The sequence below is a fragment of the Streptomyces sp. NPDC090119 genome, assembly GCF_044747085.1.
GTDB lineage: Bacteria > Actinomycetota > Actinomycetes > Streptomycetales > Streptomycetaceae > Streptomyces.
In genome coordinates, this window is the sequence record NZ_JBIVDK010000003.1 from 493,959 (window position 1) to 513,738 (window position 19,780).

22 protein-coding genes are annotated in these 19,780 nt (G+C 72.4%); 10 read left to right on the forward strand and 12 right to left on the reverse strand.

Annotated elements, in window-relative coordinates:
• Nucleotides 1-69 precede the first annotated feature (69 nt).
• Entirely contained in the window at nt 70-390 is a 321-nt protein-coding gene (gene fdxA, locus ACIPPM_RS14935) for a ferredoxin (protein WP_384363569.1), read from the reverse strand.
• Between the two features lie 140 nt (nt 391-530).
• On the opposite strand from fdxA, the gene ACIPPM_RS14940 reads away from it, so the two are divergent.
• Together ACIPPM_RS14940 and ACIPPM_RS14945 are read left to right on the forward strand one after the other, a co-directional pair.
• Nucleotides 531-1,550: a GNAT family N-acetyltransferase gene (locus tag ACIPPM_RS14940; RefSeq protein ID WP_401447393.1), complete on the forward strand. Its 1,020-nt coding sequence runs from the start codon at nt 531-533 to the stop codon at nt 1,548-1,550.
• A 9-nt stretch (nt 1,551-1,559) separates the two neighbouring features.
• Entirely contained in the window at nt 1,560-2,444 is an 885-nt protein-coding gene (locus tag ACIPPM_RS14945) for a tetratricopeptide repeat protein (RefSeq protein WP_401447395.1), read from the forward strand.
• 9 nt (nt 2,445-2,453) lie between these two features.
• Here ACIPPM_RS14945 and ACIPPM_RS14950 read toward each other — a convergent pair whose 3' ends face one another.
• The 10 genes from ACIPPM_RS14950 to ACIPPM_RS14995 all read right to left on the reverse strand — a co-directional run bounded on the left by ACIPPM_RS14950 (nt 2,454) and on the right by ACIPPM_RS14995 (nt 11,631).
• Nucleotides 2,454-3,068 carry a response regulator gene (locus ACIPPM_RS14950; protein ID WP_401447397.1) on the reverse strand — a complete coding sequence of 205 codons (615 nt, stop codon included), beginning with the start codon at nt 3,066-3,068 and terminating at the stop codon, nt 2,454-2,456.
• Entirely contained in the window at nt 3,065-4,249 is a 1,185-nt protein-coding gene (locus ACIPPM_RS14955) for a sensor histidine kinase (RefSeq protein ID WP_401448483.1), read from the reverse strand. Before ACIPPM_RS14955 ends, ACIPPM_RS14950 begins: the two co-directional genes overlap by 4 nt.
• A 5-nt stretch (nt 4,250-4,254) precedes the next feature.
• A complete protein-coding gene (locus tag ACIPPM_RS14960) occupies nt 4,255-5,013 on the reverse strand; it encodes an ABC transporter permease (RefSeq protein WP_401447399.1) in 759 nt (252 codons plus the stop codon).
• Nucleotides 5,010-5,945: an ABC transporter ATP-binding protein gene (locus tag ACIPPM_RS14965; RefSeq protein WP_401447402.1), complete on the reverse strand. Its 936-nt coding sequence runs from the start codon at nt 5,943-5,945 to the stop codon at nt 5,010-5,012. The genes ACIPPM_RS14960 and ACIPPM_RS14965 overlap by 4 nt, the downstream gene beginning before the upstream one ends.
• A 145-nt stretch (nt 5,946-6,090) precedes the next feature.
• Nucleotides 6,091-8,322 carry a hypothetical protein gene (locus ACIPPM_RS14970; protein WP_401447405.1) on the reverse strand — a complete coding sequence of 744 codons (2,232 nt, stop codon included), beginning with the start codon at nt 8,320-8,322 and terminating at the stop codon, nt 6,091-6,093.
• 151 nt (nt 8,323-8,473) lie between these two features.
• On the reverse strand, nt 8,474-8,878 hold the full coding sequence (locus ACIPPM_RS14975) for a DUF6113 family protein (RefSeq protein WP_401447407.1): 405 nt from the start codon (nt 8,876-8,878) through the stop codon (nt 8,474-8,476).
• Nucleotides 8,875-9,717: an N-acetyl-1-D-myo-inositol-2-amino-2-deoxy-alpha-D-glucopyranoside deacetylase gene (mshB, locus tag ACIPPM_RS14980; RefSeq protein WP_401447410.1), complete on the reverse strand. Its 843-nt coding sequence runs from the start codon at nt 9,715-9,717 to the stop codon at nt 8,875-8,877. Before mshB ends, ACIPPM_RS14975 begins: the two co-directional genes overlap by 4 nt.
• 50 nt (nt 9,718-9,767) lie before the next feature.
• Nucleotides 9,768-10,076: a hypothetical protein gene (locus tag ACIPPM_RS14985; protein ID WP_401447412.1), complete on the reverse strand. Its 309-nt coding sequence runs from the start codon at nt 10,074-10,076 to the stop codon at nt 9,768-9,770.
• A 29-nt stretch (nt 10,077-10,105) separates the two neighbouring features.
• Nucleotides 10,106-10,939, reverse strand: a complete 834-nt coding sequence (locus ACIPPM_RS14990) for a helix-turn-helix domain-containing protein (protein WP_401447415.1) — start codon at nt 10,937-10,939, stop codon at nt 10,106-10,108.
• Between the two features lie 221 nt (nt 10,940-11,160).
• Entirely contained in the window at nt 11,161-11,631 is a 471-nt protein-coding gene (locus ACIPPM_RS14995) for an ATP-binding protein (protein ID WP_401447417.1), read from the reverse strand.
• Between the two features lie 47 nt (nt 11,632-11,678).
• On the opposite strand from ACIPPM_RS14995, the gene ACIPPM_RS15000 reads away from it, so the two are divergent.
• From ACIPPM_RS15000 to rho, 7 genes are all read left to right on the forward strand, one after another.
• Entirely contained in the window at nt 11,679-12,554 is an 876-nt protein-coding gene (locus tag ACIPPM_RS15000; RefSeq protein WP_401447420.1) for a helix-turn-helix domain-containing protein, read from the forward strand.
• Entirely contained in the window at nt 12,551-12,757 is a 207-nt protein-coding gene (locus ACIPPM_RS15005; protein ID WP_401447423.1) for a DUF397 domain-containing protein, read from the forward strand. Before ACIPPM_RS15000 ends, ACIPPM_RS15005 begins: the two co-directional genes overlap by 4 nt.
• A gap of 74 nt (nt 12,758-12,831) precedes the next feature.
• Nucleotides 12,832-13,371, forward strand: coding sequence for a DUF397 domain-containing protein (locus ACIPPM_RS15010; protein WP_401447424.1), 540 nt, complete (start codon nt 12,832-12,834; stop codon nt 13,369-13,371).
• A complete protein-coding gene (locus ACIPPM_RS15015) occupies nt 13,368-13,556 on the forward strand; it encodes a DUF397 domain-containing protein (RefSeq protein ID WP_401447427.1) in 189 nt (62 codons plus the stop codon). Before ACIPPM_RS15010 ends, ACIPPM_RS15015 begins: the two co-directional genes overlap by 4 nt.
• Before the next feature lie 37 nt (nt 13,557-13,593).
• Nucleotides 13,594-14,040, forward strand: coding sequence for a hypothetical protein (locus tag ACIPPM_RS15020; RefSeq protein WP_401447429.1), 447 nt, complete (start codon nt 13,594-13,596; stop codon nt 14,038-14,040).
• Between the two features lie 123 nt (nt 14,041-14,163).
• A complete protein-coding gene (locus ACIPPM_RS15025) occupies nt 14,164-15,708 on the forward strand; it encodes an FAD-dependent oxidoreductase (protein ID WP_401447432.1) in 1,545 nt (514 codons plus the stop codon).
• Nucleotides 15,709-15,972: 264 nt separating this feature from the next.
• Nucleotides 15,973-17,118: a transcription termination factor Rho gene (gene rho, locus ACIPPM_RS15030; RefSeq protein ID WP_401447434.1), complete on the forward strand. Its 1,146-nt coding sequence runs from the start codon at nt 15,973-15,975 to the stop codon at nt 17,116-17,118.
• A 53-nt stretch (nt 17,119-17,171) separates the two neighbouring features.
• On the opposite strand, the gene ACIPPM_RS15035 is transcribed toward rho, so the two are convergent.
• The gene (locus tag ACIPPM_RS15035; protein ID WP_018544306.1) at nt 17,172-17,366 is read right to left on the reverse strand and encodes a hypothetical protein; all 195 of its coding nucleotides are present in this window, start codon (nt 17,364-17,366) and stop codon (nt 17,172-17,174) included.
• 214 nt (nt 17,367-17,580) lie between these two features.
• Between ACIPPM_RS15035 and ACIPPM_RS15040 the strand changes: the two genes are divergently transcribed.
• On the forward strand, nt 17,581-19,716 hold the full coding sequence (locus ACIPPM_RS15040) for a prolyl oligopeptidase family serine peptidase (RefSeq protein ID WP_401447437.1): 2,136 nt from the start codon (nt 17,581-17,583) through the stop codon (nt 19,714-19,716).
• Nucleotides 19,717-19,780 lie beyond the last annotated feature (64 nt).

Below are 19,780 nucleotides of genomic sequence, written 5' to 3' on the forward strand. Positions count from 1 at the left end.
AGCCGGGGTGACCAGGCCGTACGGGACCGAGGCGGCGCGCTCATGCGGGCCGCTGGACCGTCGGGACGGTCACTCGCCCTGGGGCGGCAGCGCGGCGATGAAGGCGTGATCGCGCTCGATCAGGCCCAGCTTGCTGGCGCCGCCGGGGGAGCCCAGCTCGTCGAAGAACTCGACGTTCGCCTTGTAGTAGTCCTTCCACTCCTCCGGAGTGTCGTCCTCGTAGAAGATCGCCTCGACCGGGCAGACCGGCTCACAGGCACCACAGTCGACGCATTCGTCCGGGTGGATGTACAAGGACCGCTGGCCCTCGTAGATGCAGTCGACCGGGCACTCCTCGATGCACGCCTTGTCCTTGACGTCGACACAAGGCTGCGCGATGACGTAGGTCACGCTGTCGTTCCTCCTCGATAGGGCGCCGGCGGGCCTCCTCAGGCTCCGCCGCCTGGCGCGCGGGAGCGCGGCGTCGTCGATGCCCGCACCTAGTATCTCCGTTCCGGAGCGTGATCCGAACAGGAGGGGTGGAGCGACCCGTGGAAATCTCGGTGACAGGACTGCTCAAGGTCCTCATCACACCGGCAGATGTAGGCAAAAGGGTATCTGTACGGCAGTTGACGGGGTCGGGTGCGGCGGGCGAGAAGTTCACCGACACGGTAGGTGTTCTCACATCCTGGGACGACGACGGCGTGCTCATGATCACACGACGGGACGGCCGGGTGGTCAGGGTCGAGGCGTCGTCGCTGGTCGCGGGCAAGGTCGTGCCGTCCGCCCCGGCGCGTCGCCGGGGTCCGGCGGCGGGGTACGCGGAGCTGGCCCAGGTCGCCGCGCGGGCCTGGCCGCCGCTGGAGAGCGAGCGGCTCGGCGCGTGGGAACTGCGGGCGGCGGGCGGCTTCACCCGGCGCGCCAACAGCGTGCTGCCGCTCGGTGAGCCGGGGCTTCCGCTCGACGCGGCCCTGGCTTCCGTAAGAGGCTGGTACGGCGAGCGCGGACTGCCCGCCTACGTGCAGACCGCCACCGGTGCCGAGGGCACGCAGGAGCTGCTGTCGGCGGAGCTGGAGCGGCGCGGCTGGACGCGGGAGGTGACGGCGGAGCTGTGGACCGGGGCGCTGGCTCCGGTCGCGGACCGGGCCGAGGGCGCCGGGGTGCTGCTGTCCCGCGAGGCGGACGAGGCGTGGCTCGCGCGGTACCAGCGCGAGGGAGTGAGCGAGGTGGCCCTGCGGGTGCTCGGCGGCGGGCGGTCGGTGTGGTTCGCCCGCGTGCCCGGCGCGGACGGCTGGCCGCCCGTGGCCATCGGACGGTGCGTGGTGGACGGCCGCTGGGCCGGTTTCGCCGCCGTCGAGGTCGATCCGGTACGGCGGCGGCAGGGGCTGGCCACCGAGGTGATGGCCGCGCTGGCCCGCCGGGCGCTGGACGAGGGCGCCTCGGCGGCGTGGCTCCAGGTGGAGGAGGACAACGACGCCGCGCGGCGGCTGTACGACGGGCTCGGCCTCGCCCCGCATCACGCGTACCACCACTACCGGGAGCCGGACGAGACCGGCTCCGGGCGGCCGTAGGGGCCCGTCGTGAGTGCCCAGGAACCGGCCCGGCGACCCGCCTTCCCGCCCCCGTACCCGCCTCCGGCCGCGCGGTCGGTGGAGCTGCGGCGGCGGTTCGCCGAGGAGGCGCGGTCGCAGTGGCCCGACCTGTCCGCGCTGTGCCTACTGATCGGCGCGGAGGCGGACGGCTCGCTGGACGAGGCCGGGATCGACGCGGCCCAGATCGAGCTGGACGAGCTGGCCGGGCGGCTGCCGTACCGGCCGGGCGGGCCGCTGGCGTGGGCGCGGGCGGTGGGGCGGCTGCTGGGCGGCACGCAGGGCTTCCGGGGCACGGGCGGGGAGTACGAGCGGCTGGAGTCCTCGCTGCTGCACACGGTGCTGCGGCGGCGGCGCGGGCTGCCGATCCTGCTGTCGGTGGTGTGGATGGAGGTCGCCCGGCGGGCGGGCGCCCCGGTGTACGGGGTGGCGCTGCCGGGCCATTTCGTGGTCGGTTTCGGCACGGCGGGCGACCGGGTGCTGGCCGACCCCTTCGACGGCGGCCGGGTGCTCAGCGGCATGGACACCGAGCTGCTGGTGGCCGGTGCCACGGGCGCGCCGCTGGAGCCCTCGATGCTGGTCCCGGCCGCCCCGCTCCAGGTCATCCAGCGCATCCTGAACAACGTCCGCGCCTGGGCCGCCGCCCGCCCCGAGCGCTCCGACGTAGCCCTGTCGGCCGTCGAGCTGGCGATGCTCCTGCCGTCCCGCCCGGCCCACCTGCGCTACGAACGCGCCCGTCTGCTGGTGCAGCGCGGGGAGTTCACCGAGGGCGCGGCGGAGCTGGAGGCGTACGCGGAACTCGTCGCGGTGGTCGACCCGATGGCCGAGGAGAAGGCCCGCGCCCAGGCCCGCGCGGCACGAGCCCAGCTGAACTGAGCGACCGGCTCAGAGCCAGCCCTTCTCCCGCGCGATGCGGACCGCTTCCGCCCTGTTGCGGACCGCGAGCTTCTGGATCGCGGTCGAGAGGTAGTTGCGGACCGTGCCCTGGGAGAGGTGGAGGGTGCGGGCGAGTTCGGCGTTGGTGGAGCCGTCGGCGGCGGCGCGCAGGATCTCGCGTTCGCGGTCGGTGAGCGGGTTGGCGCCGTCGGCGAGGGCGGCGGCGGCCAGGGTGGGGTCGATGACGCGTTCGCCGGTGAGCACCTTGCGTACGGCGGCGGCGAGTTGGGCGGCGGGGGCGTCCTTGACGAGGAAGGCGTCGGCGCCCGCCTCCATGGCGCTGCGGAGGTAGCCGGGGCGGCCGAAGGTGGTGAGGACGACGAGCTTCACGCCGGGGTGCGCCCGGTGCACCTGGGCGGCGGCCTCGATGCCGGTGCAGCCGGGCATCTCGATGTCGAGCAGGGCCACGTCCACGCCGTGCTCCCCCACCGCGGCCAGCACCTCGTCCCCGCGCGCGACCTGCGCGACGACCTCGATGTCGTCCTCCAGCCCGAGCAGCGCGGCGAGCGCCTCGCGGACCATCGACTGGTCCTCGGCGAGGAGAACCTTGATCGTGCTCGTCATGACCCGGATACTACGTCCGCCACGACGGCCGACGGGACGCGGGCGACCACCCGGAAGCCCTTGCCGGACCGGCCCGCCTCCAGGGTGCCGCCGGTGTCGTGGAGGCGTTCCGCGAGGCCGGTGAGCCCGTTGCCGGGCCCCTTCCCCGGGCCGCCCGAGCCGTTGTCCTCGACGGACAGCTCCAGCACCGGCCCGTCCAGGGTGTGCCGGTGCAGCAGCTCGACCGCGCACCGCTCGGCCCCGCTGTGCCGGACCACGTTGGTGACGGCCTCCCGCAGCGTCCACGCGAGCGCGGCCTCGGCCTCCTCGGGCAGACCCGCGAGCTCGGGCTCGCCGGGAATCTCGGCGATGATCCCGGCGGCCGTCAACGCGACCTGGGCGCCCGCCAGTTCGGAGACCAGCCGGGGCCGCCGGTACCCGGTGACCGCCTCCCGTACATCGACCAGCGCCTGTCGGCTGACCCGCTCGATGTCCGCGACCTGCTGGGCGGCCTGCTCCGGCCGGTCCGGCAGCATCCGGCCCGCCAGCTCGCTCTTGAGCGTGATCAGGGACAGGGAGTGGCCCAGCAGGTCGTGCAGGTCACGGGCGAGCCGCAGCCGCTCCTCGTTGGCGGCGAGCTGCGCCACGGTGGCCCGCGCCTTGCGCAGCTCGATGGTGGTGCGGATGAGCTGCCGTACGCCCGTCATGGCGAAGCCGATCAGCACCACCAGCAGGATCAGGTTCCGTGCCTCCTCCTCGCCGGAGTGCAGCCCGACCAGGTACATCACGGCGGCCGAGGCCGGGATCGCCCAGTAGGTGGCCTTCGCGGGGAGGGTCGCCCCGCAGGCCACCGAGACGTAGACGAAGAGGCCGAGCCAGGCGCTGCCGAGGGTGTAGGCGAGGAGCGGCGCGAGGATGCCGAGGACCAGCAGGAGCAGGACGGCGGCCGGGCCGGAGAAGGGCCGGCCCATGTTGCGGAAGACCAGCCCCAGGTAGGCCGCGACGAACGCGGTGAGCCCGACCGCTCCGGCCCAGGTGGCCGCCGTGCCGTGGCCGCCGCTCACCAGGTCGTGGACGGGTGAGCTGAGGAAGACCAGCCAGACGCCGATCCACAGCAGCTTCACCCACAGCTCGCGGCGGTTCCGCGGCGGACGCCCCATGGGGCTGTCCGCGGCGGTTCCGGCGCACGGGTCCTCGGTCATCGCGTTCACGCCTTCAGCGTGTCCTTCCGGTACAGCCAGGCCGCGCCGCCCGCGAAGAGGACGAAGTACACGGCGAGGACGGCGACGTCCCGCGCCTGCGGGGCCTGGCTCTGCTCGACCGCGCGTCCCAGGGCAGCGTACGCGTACGTCGGCAGCCACTCGGCGATGTCCTGGAGCCACTTCGGGAACCCGGCCGAGGGCATCCACAGGCCGCCGAGGAGGGACAGCGCGAAGTAGACGATCATGGTGATGGGGCGTACCGCGTCGCCGGAGGCGAGGTAGCCGATGGCGACGCCGAGCGCGGCGAACACGAGGCTGCCCGCCCAGATGACGCCGGTGAGGGCGAGCCATTGCCAGGCGTCGAGCCGTACGTCCTTCACCACGGCGGCGACGATGAACACCATGACGATGGACGGCAGGCTCACCACGGCCGCGCTCGCGGTCTTGGCGAGGACGTACCCGTGGCCGGGCAGCGGGGTCAGCCGGAGCTGGCGCACCCAGCCGCTCTCCCGCTCCTTGGCGATGCGCTCGCTGTTGCCCATCAGCACGGCGGTCAGCGCGCCGAAGGAGGCCATGGAGACCATCAGGTAGGTGGCGACGGTCAGCCCGGTGCCGTCGACCTTCTCGTCGGTGCCCGAACTGCCCGCGAAGATCAGGAAGATGATCGAGGGATAGAGCACGGAGAAGAACAGGAACTTGCGGTTGCGCAGGGCGCGGGCGAGTTCCAGCTTGATCAGGGCCCGTGAGGCGAGGATGCCGGTCATGCGCGCTTGGCCTCCTCGGCCTCGGTGATGGCGACGAAAGCCTGCTCCAGGCCGAGCCCGGCGACTTCCAGGTTGCGGGGGTAGAGGCCGAGCCCGTACACGGCGTGCACGGTGGCGTCGGCGTCGGACGACTGGATGCGGACGGTCTGCCCGGAGACGTCCAGCGAGGTCAGCGCGGGCAGTCCGGCGAGCGCGGTCTCGTCGATGGCGCCGGTCAGGTCGAAGGAGACCCGGCGGGCACCCGCGCGGGCCTTGATCTCGGCGGCGGTGCCGTCTGCCAGCAGGCGGCCCCGGTGCAGGACGAGCACGCGGTCGGCGATGGCGTCGGCCTCTTCGAGGTAGTGCGTGGCGAAGAGGACGGTACGGCCCTGGTCGGCCTGCTCGCGCATGGTGGACCAGAACGCGTGCCGGGCGGAGACGTCCATGCCGGTGGTCGGCTCGTCCAGCACGATCAGGTCGCTGTCCCCGGCGGTCGCCAGGGCGAAGCGGACCCGCTGGGCCTGGCCGCCGGAGAGCTTGTTGACCTTGCGGTCGGCGATCTGCGTGATGCCCGCGCGGGCCAGCACCTCGGAGGCGGGGTACGAGCGGGGGTGCAACGAGCAGGCGAGGCCGACCAGTTCGGCGACCGTCACGTCCTCCATCAGCCCGCCGCTCTGCAGCATCGCGCCGACCCGCCCGGCGACGATGGCCTCGCGCGGGCTGGTCCCGAACACGGTGACCCGACCGGCGTCGGGCTGCTTCAGCCCGAGCAGCAGGTCGAGCGTGGTGGACTTGCCCGCGCCGTTCGGCCCGAGCAGGGCGACGGTCTCGCCGGGCCGCAGGGTGAGCGAGAGCCCGTCGACCGCGCGGACGCTGCCGTAGGTCTTGCTCACCTGGTCGAACCCGGCCACCACCGGCGCGGCGGTCGCGGGCGGTGCCGCTGTCGTTGTCATGCCGTCCATGCTGGCGGGCAGGGGGGTGGCGGCGGCAGTGCCGTCGGTCCTGAACGCCGGATGACAGATGTCATACGACGGCGATGTCATACGACGGCGAGGGCACCCGGAGCGTCTCCGGATGCCCTCGCCGTCACGTGCGTGGCTAGTTCGGCTTGGTGTCGATGGTGCCGACGCGCTCCGCCGCGGTCTTGCCGACCAGGGCCTTGCGCAGGGCCGCCACGACGTCCTGCGGGAGGATGTCGCGCTTGCCGGTCGCGCTCTCCACCTTCACACCGTCGAAGGTGGTGCCGTACGCCGCCTGGAGCGCCTGGAGGTTGTAGGTGTCGGTGAGCTTGCCGCCCACCGCCTTGAACCCGAGGATCTTCGGCAGCGACTTGGGCCCGAACTTGATGCTGTGCGCCGCGTCGACCTGGACGGTGACGATGTCCGACATCGCGGGCTCCGCGAACGCCTTCATCTCCCGGTCGACCTCGGCGTTCGGCACCGTCGGCTGCCGGGTGGCCGTGGGCACGGTGACCGGGGTCGCGGTGCCCGTCTCCACCAGGGTGCGGTACGCCTGCTCGACGGCCTTGGTGGAGCCGGCCGCGTCGATGGCCTTGCCGGGCTTGCCGTAGACCGCGACGACCTTGCCCGACTGGAAGGTGATGCCGCCCTCGACGACCGAGCCGGAACCGCCGCCCGCCTGCTGCAGCGCGACCTGGAGCTTCTCCTCGTCCACCGGGGTGACCGGCTGGACGACCCGCTTCTGCCCGAAGAGGGAGCCGATCACGGAGAGCGGGTTGTAGTCGCTCTTGGCGGCTTCGGCGACCGTGGCCTGGTAGTCGAACTGCAGGCCCGCCTTGTCCGGGGTGAGCGCCACGTCGCCGCCGCCCACGGAGAGCTGGAGCGGCTTGTTGACCCGGCCCCGGAAGGTGTCGTCGAGCTTCTTGACCGCGTCGTCACGGGTGCCGCCACCGATGTCCAGACCGAGCACGGTGGTGCCCTTGGGCACGTCGGTGCGGTTCATCAGCAGTCCGGCGCCGTAGGCACCGCCGACCACGACGACCACACCGGCGACCAGCAGCATCAGCTTGCTGCGGCCCTTCTTCTTGGGCCGCGGCGCGGCCTTCGCCTGCGGGGCGGGCGGCTTGGGCGCCGTGTACGCGGGGCGGTCCCCGGCGGGACCGAACGGGTCGGCGGCCTCGTCGCCCGGGAAGACCGGGATGCCGCTGGTGAGGGTGTGTCCGGAGACGCCGCCGTGCGGCGCGCGGCCGGGCACGCCGGGGGCGGTGCCGAGCTGCTGCGGGGTGAGGATCGCGGTGTCGTCGCTGAGCGCGCCACCGGCCTGCGGGGCGCCCTGGGGGCCCTGGGCGCTCTTGGACGGACCGCCGCCGGGGGCGCGGAACGCGGGCGGCCCGTCGAAGGGCTCGCCGGGGCCCATGCCCCGCATGCCGGGGGCAGGAGGGGCACCTTGGGCGCCGGGCGCGCCGGGCGCGTTGCCGGGCACGGGGCGGGTGGGCAGCGGGCCGTCGCCGGTGACCGGGCCGCCGGTCGGGCCCGCGGGTCCCTTCGGGCCGGGGACGCCCTGGCCGCCGGGTCCGTTGAAGCCGTTCGGACCGCCGGGGCCGCCACGGCCGTTGGCGCCGGGGGCACCGGGACCACCGGCCGGGGCGCCGCCGTTGTCGGAGAAGAACGGCAGGTCGTCACGGGCGGGTTCGCCGGTTCGGGCGCCGCCGCGCGGGCCCGGGGCCAGTGCCTCGGTGACGTCGAAGGACCCCGTACCGCCGCCGTGGCCCGGCGCGACCGGGCCACCGGTGGCGCCGGACATGCCGGAGCCGTTGGTGCCGCCGGGGCGGGGGGCGCCCGGTGCGGGGGTGCCGGGGGGCCGCATGGCGGAGGGGCCGGGGCCCAGCGCGGGGGCACCGGATCGCGGGGCGCCCGTACCGGCGGCCGAACCGCCTGGCATTCCGGCGCCGTTGGTCCCACCGCCGCCCGAACCGCCCTTGGGGGCGCCGGACTTGCGGGGAGCGAACCACTCGCTGGCCTTCTCCTCGGCCTGCGGGGCGGCCTCGGCGGCCGGTTCGGGGGCGGGCGCGGGCACGGGGGCGGCCTCGGGCCGCGCCTCGGCGGCAGGTTCACCCCCGGCGTTCTCGCTCTCCCCGACCGTCTTGCGCACGACGACCGGCGGAATGGGCCGCGATCCGGGGATGTTGATCCGGATGCGCGTGGTCAGCGTGGTCTCGGTCTTGCGGTCCTCGGGACGCGCGTCCGGAGCTCCCGCGCCGGTTCCGTCACCGGAAGCCATGGGGGTCCCGTACGGCGGGGTGCCGGAGGGGTACGCGGCTCCACCGCGCCCGTCGGGCCCGGAGGACGGAGTGTCAGTTTCACGACTCAAGGCAAGTTCTCCCGGTTGGCTCCGCCGCCCGTCACGACCTCAGCGGGCATCTCGGCGGCGCGCACCACCATACTGGCCACCTCTGGCGCGAATCCCACGACCGCCGGGAAACCCGCACCGGACCCGCACGAGGGTCACGCGAAGTGGTACGTCAGTTGCCAAGTCGGTTGGTGTCCCGCTCGGGTTGCCGTCCGGGGGCCAAGGTGGCGCAGATCACAGCGAGCGCCATGCCGCCGAGCAGGAAGACGTACGAGCCGCCGCCCGCGCCGAACAGGAAGTCACCTTCCGGGCGGCTGGCGGTGAGCAGGATGACGGCGATGATCCAGCCGAGCACGGGCGCGACCGCACCGGACCGGCCGCGCAGCGCGTATCCCCCGCCGAGGAACACCCCGCCCGCGCCCGCGAGGGCGAGCAGCAGGCCGAGCGGGAACCAGGCGGCCTGCACCAGCGCCCCGGCGACGCCGACGACCGCGCCGAGCACGCACAGCCCGAGCAGTGCGGCCATCCGGCCGGCGGAGGGGCGCCGCAGCGGCTGGGCCAGCATGGAGCCGCTCATGACGCCACCTCCACTCCGGCGAAGAGGTCGCTCTCGCCGGGCTCGGCACGGCCTTGGACCAACTCGTAGTACTCGGTGCTGAACAGCGGCTGGGCGAGGTCGTTGGAGAGCGCGAAGTACTCGCCCGCGACGGTGATCTGGGTGGCGTGTGCGCGCATCGCGGCGGCCTTGGCGGCGGCGTACGCGCTGCCGTCGACGGCGGTGGTGATCCGCTCGTCCGGGACCACGCCGGGCAGGTCGGCGATGTCGGCGCCGCTGCCGAACGGCAGGCCGGGCAGGTCGTCGGCGAGCCGCGCGAAGGCGTCCTCGACGACCGAGCGGGGCATGCGGTTCCAGTAGACCTTGGCGACGCGGTGCCCGCGTCCGGCGGCCAGCTCGACGGCGCGCATGGCGACGCGATGGGCCTGGATGTGGTCGGGGTGGCCGTATCCGCCGTTGTCGTCGTACGCGACGAGCACCTGCGGCCGGACCTCAAGGATGACGTCCGCGAGGGCCCCGGCGGCCTCGTCGAGGTCGGCCTGCCAGAAGGCGGCGGGGTCGTCGTTGTCCGCGAGCCCCATCATCCCGGAGTCCTGATGTCCGAGCACCCGCACGTCGGTGACGCCCAGCTCCGCCAGGGCGGCGTCCAGCTCGCCCCGCCGGTACGCCCCGAGCGCGGCCCCCTCCAGATGCCGCAGCTCGGGCGGGATGACCTCCCCCAGCTGCCCGAGTGTGCAGGTCACAAGGGTCACGTGCGCCCCTTCGGCCACGTACTTGGCCATGGTCGCGCCGTTGTTGATCGACTCGTCGTCGGGATGCGCGTGCACGAGCAGCAGACGCCGGGGGGGCAGTTCGGTCATGGGGTCCAGCGTACGAGGCGGGGCGGGCGGGGGTGCTCCCGGCAGTCCCGTCAGGGACCGTGCAGCTCGGTCTCCCACGCCTCGAACGGAGGCTCCACCTGATAGCCGGGGTCGTGACACTTCCGGATCCACTGAGCGACGCGGTACTGGGCGTCGCCGTCGTTGAGCGTCTCCCCGTGCTCGTCGATCTCGAGCACGTTGGTGTAGATCGCGAAGATCATCTCCAGGTCCGAGCCGAACTGGAGGAGGTGGGCGCGGTAGTCGATGCCGTCCAGCAGGTCTTCGTCCAGCGTGCCGTTGCCCAGGTAGAACGCGAAGAACCGCAGAGCGGCCCGTAGGTCTGTCGAAAGGTGCGCCATACGATCATCTTCCACGATCCGGCTTCGTCTCAGACGAGCGGGTGCTCCCGGCAGTCCCGGCAGGGACCCGGGTCAGGGGCGCGGAAGACTCGTTCGCAGCCGTCGCAGGTCTGGAAGGGGTGGCGCACGGGAGGCGGGGTGGCGGCCGACCGGGCGAACGGGGGCGGGGGTGGCAGCTGCGTGGTCAGCCGGTGGGCGAGCAGGGCGGCGGGGCGGTGCAGCGGCTCCATCGGCAGTCCGTCGATCAGTGCTCGGCGTACGGCGGCCGGGGAGACGTCCCGCTCCAGCCAGGCGGCGACGCCGGGGGCGAGGTGTGCCGTGTCGGTGGTGGAGAGCAGCAGGCGGGTGTCGTGGCGGCGCAGGTCCGCGAGGACGTCGGTGGCGGCCTGGAGGAGGGCGGGGGCGGTAGCGGAGGGGGACGGCACGGCGGGGAGGGCCTTGGCGCGCGCGGCGGGGGGACGGCGCGGGCGCCGCTCGGTCCCCTCGCGGCGGTGGCCGGGCTGGTTGCAGGAGATCGTGCGGGTGACGATGCGGCCGCCGGGGACCCGTTCGCGTACGCGACGCAGGTAACCGTGTTTCTCCAGCTCACGCAGGGCGGCGGCGATACGGGTCGCGCCTTCCGGAAACCGTGCCGCGAGGCTCTTGATGTCGATACGGGCCCCCGGCGGCAGCGACTGGATGTGCGTGCCGAGCCCGATCGCCAGCAGGGAGAGGTCCGCGTGCTGGGCGAGGTGGTTGCCGATCACCGTGAAGCGGGCGGTGTGGCGGGAGTTGTCGTGGAGGAGACCACCCCGGTTCGGGTGGTCGTGTCCCGCAATACGGGACCGGGCACGCGAGGGCGCGCTAGGGTTCTGGGTATCCATCGGGAAGGTCTGGGTTCTTCCTTGGTGGTCAGGCCCTCGCACTGGGAAGCCACTCCCGGCGGGGGCCGACGTATGTCTGCGGTTGTCTTGCGCTGAGCGTAGAGCCGCCGAGGGTGTCAATTGCCAGCGGAAACAGCGATGTTCACCCACCCGAGTGAGAGTGCCGCCGTGGGCGGGAGGGGTGGGGCTTGGTGGGGTGCTTTCCCCCGGTGTTCTTGGTCCTATTGACCGCCCGTTCCACCGGAGCACGGTGCCCCGGGTTCCGGTGCGGCGAGGCCCAGTTCGGCCCACACGATCTTGCGCGGAAACCGGTCCTCCGCCACGCCCCACCGGTCGGCGAGCGCAGCCACGAGCAGCAGTCCCCGCCCCGTCTCGTCCTCTGCGTTCGGCTCCCGGCGCACCGGGCGCCGGTCACCGCGCGTGTCCGTCACCTCGATACGGAGGGTGCTGCGCACGGCGTGCAGGGTGAGCCGGAAACTCCGCCCCGGCAAACGGCCGTGGGTGGCGGCATTGGCCGCCAGCTCCGCGACGACCTGCGTAGCCGCCTCCCACGGCAACCCCCAGCTCCGCAGCTGCTCAGCGGCGAGCAGCCGGGCGAGCCGGGCGCCTCGCGGCGTCGAGGAGAACAGCACGCTGAAGTCGCTTGCTCGGGCATCTAGTTGGGCCGCGGCCCCGGTGTTTTCCTGATTCACATCACCCAGGGTGTCCGCGCTGTCGGCAGGGGCAAGAAGGAGTGCGGATGTCGGTGGATGGCGAGGCGGTACGGCCCGAGTTGGCCGCAGACGAACCGGGTTGGGAGGTCGACCCGGATGACGACTGGGGCGTGGCCGTGATCGCCACGGTTGGTCGCCAGTTGAAGCTACGACGCGAGGCCGCAGGGTTGCGTGCGGCGGAGTTCGGCGCGGCGATCGGCTACGGGGAAGACCTCGTCTACAAGATCGTGAGCGGGAAGCGGATTCCCCGCCCCGAGTATCTGGACAAGGCCGACGAGTTACTGGAGGCGCACGGCCTCATCTCGGCGATGAAGGAGGACGTACGACGGGTTCGCTACCCGAAGAAGGTGCGGGATCTGGCGAAGCTGGAGACACAGGCGGCCGAGATCGCGGTTTACGTCGGCCTCAGCATCTACGGCTTGTTGCAGACACCGGAGCACGCACGCGCCCTCTTCGAGGCACGGCAGCCGCCTTACTCGCAGGAGGAGATCGAACGCCTGGTGTCCGCTCGCATGGCCCGCAAAGCGGTGCTGGAGAAGTCTCCGGCGACAGCGTTCAGCTTCGTCCAGGAAGAGGCGACGCTGCGACGCCTGGTCGGGGGCACAATGGGACGACAGCTACAGCTCGAACACCTGCTGGAAATAGCGCAGTTGCGCAATGTCACCCTCCAGGTGATGCCGACGGAGACGGAGGCACACCCCGGAGTGGATGGGAAGATCGAGTTGCTGAAGTTCGCGGATGGATCAGCGCTGGGGCGCTCCGACGGGGCTCACAACGGGCGGCCGACTTCCGACCCGCGGGAACTGCGCATCCTCGAACTGAGGTATGGAACCATCCGGGCCCAGGCTCTCACGCCGAGGGAGTCGATCGCCTTCATCGAGCAAGTACTGGGAGAGACATGATCCGCACGACCGCAGTCGGGGACGACCCCAGGCTGCAGTGGTTCAAGAGCAGCTACAGCGATGGCACTGAGGGCGACTCCTGCGTCGAGATCGCCACCGCTCCCGGCACGATCCACGTCCGCGACTCGAAGCACACCGCAGGCCCCACCCTCGCCCTCACCCAGGACACCTGGACGGCCTTCGTCACCGGCGTCCGCGACTGACGTCTGACGGCCCCGGCACAGTCACGCCGGGGCCGCACGCATGCCCCCACGGCAGACATGGGCAGCCTTGCTGCATGAGCGAAAACCGCATCGAGTTGAAGTGGTTCAAGAGCAGCTACAGCGGGGGCAACGACGGCAACTCCTGCGTCGAAGTCGCACGAGCACCCCGCGCGATCCACGTCCGCGACTCCAAGCAGACGACCGGCCCGCAGCTCGCCCTCACCCCCGCCTCCTGGGCAGCCTTCATCACCGACCAAGTCTCGGAACCGGCTTGGTTCAAAAGCACCTACAGCAGCGGCACGGATGGCAACTCCTGCGTAGAGGTCGCCGTAACGCCCCGAGCCATCCGCCTCCGCGACTCCAAACAAGCCGCAGGCCCACAGCTCGCTCTCGCCCACGCCCCTTGGGCAACCTTCGTGCAGCAAGCGGCCGGGCTCGACTGGTTCAAGAGCAGCCACAGCGGCGGAACCGACGGCAACTCCTGCGTCGAAGTCGCCCTGGCACCCCGTACGATCCACATCCGCGACTCCAAACAGGCAGCCAGCGGCCCCCGGCTCGCCTTCGCGCCCGGCTCCTGGGCGGCCTTCATCACGGTGGCGCGGGAGGAACTGTGAGCCCAGACCCCGAGCTGGACTGGTTCAAGAGCAGCCACAGCGACGGCCCGGACGGCAACTCCTGCGTCGAAGTCGCGCGAGCGCCCCGCGCAATCCGCGTCCGCGACTCCAAACACACCCCCGGTCCCGAACTCGCCCTCACCCGCGACACCTGGACGGCCTTTCTCGGAGGTGTGCGGGGCTGACCTCAGCCGACCATGGCGTCGGTGGCAGGCTGGGAGCATGATGTCTCCCTCTGAGCGGGACCTGAGCGCGGTCGTTCGGGATGCCGACTCCCCGGACTGGTCCGTGCGCGCGGCGGCAGGTCGGCGGCTCGCGGCGTCGGACGGGATCGGCGAAGTGGCGGACGTCATCGACCGTCTTCTCCTGGACGTCCAGGATTCCGGGGTCACCCAGGAGACCGCCGAGGCCCTGCTCGCGCGCAAGGACACCGCCGGGCTTCGCTGCGTACTGTCGGCCCGCGGCCGGGCTGTGGAGTCCTGGACCGCGGACCAGCTCCAGGACGCTCTGGACTGCGACCCCGAGTGGATGACGACCGACGGGGCGGACCGGCTGATCCGGCGACTTCACCAGCTGGCCGAGGACGACGACCCCGTCGTCCGGGACGAGGCCCGAGAGGCCCTCTCGCGTCTGCGGCCACGCGAGGAGTGGGCACGCGGTCCCGAGTGACCATCAGCCACCACAGCATGCGCCCCGCCCAGCCGACTGTGCCCCCCCTTCTCCTCGCGGGGCCGTTTCCTTGACACCTCGGTGGCTTTTTGGCCTCCAGGGCCCTGGGTCATAGTCGGCGCCATGAACCATGACGTGGACGTAGTGGTGGCCGGAGGCGGCCCGGTCGGGCTGATGCTGGCGTGCGAACTCCGGCTCGGAGGCGCGCGCGTGGCCGTGCTGGAGCGCCTCACCGAACTCAACCCGACGATCAAGGGCGGAGCGATCACCACGCCCAGCGCCGAGGCGCTCTACCGCAGGGGCATGCTGCCCGCACTGGCCGAGGTGCAGCGGCGGACGCTGGACCGCTTCCAGGCGTTCCTGCGCGAGCGGGACGGCGGGACCGAGGGCCAAGGACTGGGGATCGTCGGGCACTTCGCCGGAATCATGCTGCGCGCCGACCTGGTCGACCGTACGGAACCGGGCCTCGCCGACACCGGACCCGCCGCCGACATCGCCTTCGTGGCGCAGCAGGACATCGAGCGGCTGCTCGCGGAGAGGGCGGACGAACTCGGCGTCGACGTGCGCCGAGGCGTGGAGCTGACCGGCTTCGACGCGGACGACGAGGGCGTCACCGTGCGGACCAGCCACGGAGCCGTACGCGCCCGCTGGCTCGTGGGCTGCGACGGCGGCCGCAGCGCGGTCAGAAAGCTCGCCGGTTTCGACTTTCCCGGTACGGACCCGGAGATCACCTGCCACCAGGCGGTCGTGGAGCTGACCGGCGCCGAGGACCTGACGGTCGGCTGGACCGCCACGGACACCGGGGTGTACGCCTACGGGCCGATGCCGGGCCGGGTCGTCACCGTGGAGTTCGACGGCCCGCCGACCGACCGGGACGCGCCGGTGACCGCCGAGGACCTCCAGGCCCGGCTGCGTCGCGTGTCCGGGGTGGACGTCACGGTCACCGGGGTGCGGACCGCGACCCGCTTCACCGACCACGCCCGCCAGGTCACCGAGTACCGCAGGGGCCGGGTCCTGCTGGCGGGCGACGCGGCGCACGTGCACTCCGCGTTCGGCAGCCAGGGTCTGAGCCTGGGCATCGGGGACGCGATGAACCTCGGCTGGAAGCTCGCCGCGGTGATCGGCGGCCGGGCGCCGGACGGGCTGCTGGACACGTACACCGCCGAGCGGCATCCGGTCGGCGCGTGGGTCCTGGACTGGACCCGGTCCCAGGTCGCGGCCATGCGCCCGGACCCGCGGTCCCGGGCCCTGCGCGAGATCGTCAGCGGCCTGGCGGGGACGGTCGCGGGCACCACGTACCTCACCGCGCGGCTCAATGGCGCCGGGGTGCGGTACGAGCTGCCGGGCGGGCACCCGCTGACCGGCCGCAGCACCCCGGACCTCGAACTCGCCGACGGCGGCCGCCTCGCGGACCACCTCCACGGCGGCCGGGCGCTCCTGCTCGACCTCGCCGACGACCCGGAGCTCCGGGCCCTCGCCGCGGGGTACGCCGACCGCGTCGACATCCTGACGGCCGACTGCCCGGACCGCCAGGACCTGGCGGCGGTCCTCGTGCGTCCGGACGGCTTCACGGCCTGGGCGGCCGATGTGGGGGCCCAGGTGCCGACGGCCGGGCTGGCGGAGGCGCTGGAGGCGTGGTTCGGGGCGCCGGAGGCTGCGGTGGCTTGACGTCACCCCCCGCACCGGTACAGTGCAAAGAGCGGCATGCCCGCGCCCCATGTCCGGCGCCGGTGTCGCGTTTCTCTCTCAGCCCTCGTGCCGATGGTCTTCGACCGGGCCGGGCTTCTTCCCAGAAACACCACGTGGACCAGGGCTTTCATCGCCCCGCCCATGGTGTCGTCCCCGTCGCCCGGAGGCAGGCGTGTCCGCCCCTCCGTGATCTGCGGCCCTTCCTCTTGCCTGCCGTTTCCGTCCGGAAAGGACACCCCCACCATGACCACCACCCTCGAACCCCCCACCAGAACCCAGGACACCACCCGCACCCTCACCGGCGTCCTCCACATCGACGCGCACGGGAAGGGCCACCTGCGGACCCCCGCGAGCCTCCTGCCCTCCCCCACCGACCCCCACGTCTCCCCGGCCCTGATCCGCCGTCACGGCCTGCGGAAGGGCGACCTCGTCGAAGTTGAAGTCGAAGGCAGCGGCGGACCTCAGCGGGCCCTCACCGAGGTCACCGGAATCAACGGCCGCGCCCCCGGAGGGCAGCGCAGGCACTTCCGCGACCTGACCCCGCTGCACCCCCACGAACGGCTCCGCCTGGAGCACCCCGGCTCCGGCCTGGCCGGACGTCTCACCGATCTGCTCGCCCCGGTCGGCAAGGGGCAGCGCGGGCTGATCGTCGCCCCGCCGAAGAGCGGCAAGACCGTCTTGCTCCAGCAGCTCGCCGCGGCCGTCGCGGGCAACCACCCCGAGTGCCGTCTGATGGTGCTGCTGCTGGACGAACGTCCGGAGGAGGTCACCGACATGCGCAGATCCGTGCGCGGCGAGGTGTACGCCTCCACCTTCGACCGCCCCGCCAAGGACCACATCGCGCTCGCCGACCTCGTCGTGGAGCGGGCCAAGCGGCGCGTCGAGGCCGGGGAGGACGTCGTCATCCTGCTGGACTCGCTGACCCGGCTCTGCCGCGCGCACAACAACGCCTCGGCGGCGGGCGGCCGTACGCTCAGCGGAGGCGTCGACGCGGCCGCGCTGCTCGGCCCCAAGCGGTTCTTCGGCGCCGCGCGGCAGGCGGAGGAGGGCGGTTCACTGACCATCCTCGCCAGCGCCCTGGTGGACACCGGCTCCCGCGCCGACGGCTACTTCTTCGAGGAGCTGAAGAGCACCGGCAACATGGAACTCCGGCTGGACAAGGAGCTGGCGGCACGCCGTGTCTTCCCGCCCGTGGACATCGACCGCACCGGCACCCGCCGCGAGGAACTTCTCTTCACACGCGAAGAGTTGTCGGTCACCCGGGGCCTGCGTCGCGCCCTGCGCTCACACGGGGACGCCTCCCTGGAAACCCTGTTGCAGCGAATGCGGGAAACCCCGGACAACGCCACGTTCCTGCGCCGCGTCCAGCCCACACTGCCGGCGAACTGAGCACCGGGCACGGCAGGAGGGGCGACAACAGAACGCCGTCACCCCGCCCCGCGTCAGAACTTGATGCTTCCGATCATGCTGGCGACGTTCGTGGTCAGCTCGCTGATCGTGGGTGCGATGGTCGAGGAGGCGAGATAGAAGCCGAGGAGCATGCAGATGGCGGCGTGCCCCCCTTTCAGTCCCGACTTCTTGATCAGCAGGAAGACGATGATCGCCAGCAGCACCACCGCCGAAATCGAGAGTGCCACGGCGGCTCACCTCCAATGAATCCCAGGGACACGGGGGGTTCGGACTATGGGGGTTGTGACTCGGTCCAGCCCCGGCGGACCAGGCCGGAGGCCAAGTCCACGCGGACGCCGCCAGGTTCATACCCACGCAGCGACAGTGATCATAACTATGTGTGCTCGCGCATCGCTCGGCGCACGGCCGCACAAGGGGGCGCATGGCCAATATGGTCGGGCCATGACGACCCAGACAGTCGACACCGACTCCTTCCCCCGCCGACACGCCCGGACCCAGCGCTTCTCGCTCGGCGCGCCGCGCGCGTTCACCGTGGCTCCCGACGGCTCACGTGTCGCGTTCCTCCGCTCGGGTTCCGGCACCGACCGCGCCAACTCCCTGTGGGTCCTGGACACCACGGACGGCACCGAGCGCCCCGCCGCCGACCCCCGCGCCCTGCTCGCGGGCGCGGACGAGGAGCTGTCACCCGAGGAGCGGGCGCGCCGCGAACGCAGCCGGGAGGGCGGCGCGGGCATCGTCGACTACGCCACCGACGCGGCCCTGGAACTGGCCTCTTTCGCGCTGTCCGGGCGGCTTTTCACGGCCGAGCTGCGGGCCGGGACCGCGACCGAACTGACCGTGCCCGGACCGGTGATCGACCCCCGCCCCGCCCCGGACGGCACCCACATCGCGTACGTCGCCGGGGGCGAGCTGCGGGTCGTGGGCGCGGAGGGGGCCGGTGACCGGGCGCTGGCCACCCCCGAAAGCGAGGAAGTGACGTACGGCCTCGCGGAGTTCATCGCGGCCGAGGAGATGGACCGTACGCGGGGCTTCTGGTGGTCCCCGGAGTCGGACCGGCTGCTGGTGGCGCGGGTGGACGACACGCCGGTGCGGCGCTGGTGGATCGCGGACACGTCACACCCGGACCGTGAGCCACACCACGTGCGCTACCCGGCCGCGGGCACCGCCAACGCGGAGGTGACGCTGTTCGTCATCGGCCTGGACGGCACCCGCACCGAGGTCCGCTGGGACCGCGAGCGCCACCCCTATCTGGCGCGTGTGCACTGGTCACAGGCGGGTGCGCCGCTCCTCCAGGTGCAGTCGCGGGACCAGCGCGACCAGCTGATCCTGGCCGTCGACCCGGACACCGGCGCGACCCGGACGGTGCACGCCGACGAAGATCCAACATGGCTGGAACTTTTCCCTGGAGTGCCCGCCTGGACCCCCTCCGGACAGCTGGTCCGGATCGCGGACGAGGGCGGCGCGCGCGTCCTCACCGTGGGCGAACGCCCGCTGACCGGACCGCGGTTGCACATCCGCGCGGTGCTGGACGTGGCGGCGGACGACGTACTGGTCTCGGCCTCGGCCGGGGAGGCGGCCGAGGACCCGGAGACCGGCGAGATCCATGTGTACCGGGTCAGCGAGCGGGGCGTGGAACGCGTGTCCCAGGAGCCCGGCGTGCACTCGGCGGTGCGCTCGGGCGATGTCACCGTCCTGGTCTCCGCGACGCTGGACAGTCCCGGCGCCCGTGTCCAGGTGCTGCGTGACGGAAAATCGGCGCTCGGTGTCCGCTCGTACGCCGAACACCCCGGTATGTCCCCCCGCGTGACCCTGACCGAGGGGGGCGCACGCCGAATTCCGTGCGCCGTGCTTATGCCGTCGGACTACCCCGACGACACTCCCCTGCCCGTCCTGCTCGACCCCTACGGGGGCCCGCACGGCCAGCGGGTCGTCGCCGCCCACAACGCCCATCTGACCTCGCAGTGGTTCGCCGACCAGGGCTTCGCGGTGATCGTCGCGGACGGCCGGGGCACCCCCGGCCGCTCCCCCGAGTGGGAGAAGTCGATCCACCAGGACTTCACGCTTACCCTCGACGACCAGATCGACGCCCTGCACGACCTCGCCGAGCGCTACCCGCTCGACCTCTCCCGCGTGGCCATCAGGGGCTGGTCGTACGGCGGTTACCTCTCCGCGCTGGCCGTCCTGCGCCGCCCGGACGTCTTCCACGCGGGCGTCGTGGGCGCCCCGGTCACCGACTGGCGGCTGTACGACACGCACTACACCGAGCGCTACCTCGGCGACCCCGGGGCCGACCCGGAGAGCTACGCCCGCAACTCCCTGATCACCGACGAGGGCCTCTCCGACCCCGCCGAACCACACCGGCCCATGATGATCATCCATGGGTTGGCCGACGACAATGTGGTCGCCGCACACACCCTCCGGCTCTCCTCCGCCCTGCTGGCCGGCGGCCGCCCGCACGAGGTGCTCCCGCTGTCCGGCGTCACCCACATGACCCCGCAGGAACAGGTCGCGGAGAACCTGCTGCTGCTTCAGGTGGACTTCCTCAAGCGCACCCTGGGCGCGCCCGAACCGCGTTAACAGACAGGCAACTTGACGGACGTCACACCGATATGGGGACCCGCGAGGCTGATCCGCGTACGGC

Excerpts from the sequence above, each read along its gene's own strand:
- ACIPPM_RS14960 (WP_401447399.1), bottom strand. The coding sequence starts at position 5,013 with ATGACCGGCATCCTCGCCTCACGGGCCCTGATCAAGCTGGAACTCGCC.
- ACIPPM_RS14990 (WP_401447415.1), bottom strand. The coding sequence starts at position 10,939 with ATGGATACCCAGAACCCTAGCGCGCCCTCGCGTGCCCGGTCCCGTATT.
- ACIPPM_RS14955 (WP_401448483.1), bottom strand. The coding sequence starts at position 4,249 with ATGACCGAGGACCCGTGCGCCGGAACCGCCGCGGACAGCCCCATGGGG.
- ACIPPM_RS14965 (WP_401447402.1), bottom strand. The coding sequence starts at position 5,945 with ATGACAACGACAGCGGCACCGCCCGCGACCGCCGCGCCGGTGGTGGCC.
- ACIPPM_RS15005 (WP_401447423.1), top strand. The coding sequence starts at position 12,551 with ATGATCCGCACGACCGCAGTCGGGGACGACCCCAGGCTGCAGTGGTTC.
- ACIPPM_RS15040 (WP_401447437.1), top strand. The coding sequence starts at position 17,581 with ATGACGACCCAGACAGTCGACACCGACTCCTTCCCCCGCCGACACGCC.
- ACIPPM_RS14975 (WP_401447407.1), bottom strand. The coding sequence starts at position 8,878 with ATGAGCGGCTCCATGCTGGCCCAGCCGCTGCGGCGCCCCTCCGCCGGC.
- ACIPPM_RS14985 (WP_401447412.1), bottom strand. The coding sequence starts at position 10,076 with ATGGCGCACCTTTCGACAGACCTACGGGCCGCTCTGCGGTTCTTCGCG.
- ACIPPM_RS15010 (WP_401447424.1), top strand. The coding sequence starts at position 12,832 with ATGAGCGAAAACCGCATCGAGTTGAAGTGGTTCAAGAGCAGCTACAGC.
- ACIPPM_RS15020 (WP_401447429.1), top strand. The coding sequence starts at position 13,594 with ATGATGTCTCCCTCTGAGCGGGACCTGAGCGCGGTCGTTCGGGATGCC.
- rho (WP_401447434.1), top strand. The coding sequence starts at position 15,973 with ATGACCACCACCCTCGAACCCCCCACCAGAACCCAGGACACCACCCGC.
- ACIPPM_RS15000 (WP_401447420.1), top strand. The coding sequence starts at position 11,679 with ATGTCGGTGGATGGCGAGGCGGTACGGCCCGAGTTGGCCGCAGACGAA.
- ACIPPM_RS15025 (WP_401447432.1), top strand. The coding sequence starts at position 14,164 with ATGAACCATGACGTGGACGTAGTGGTGGCCGGAGGCGGCCCGGTCGGG.
- mshB (WP_401447410.1), bottom strand. The coding sequence starts at position 9,717 with ATGACCGAACTGCCCCCCCGGCGTCTGCTGCTCGTGCACGCGCATCCC.
- ACIPPM_RS14950 (WP_401447397.1), bottom strand. The coding sequence starts at position 3,068 with ATGACGAGCACGATCAAGGTTCTCCTCGCCGAGGACCAGTCGATGGTC.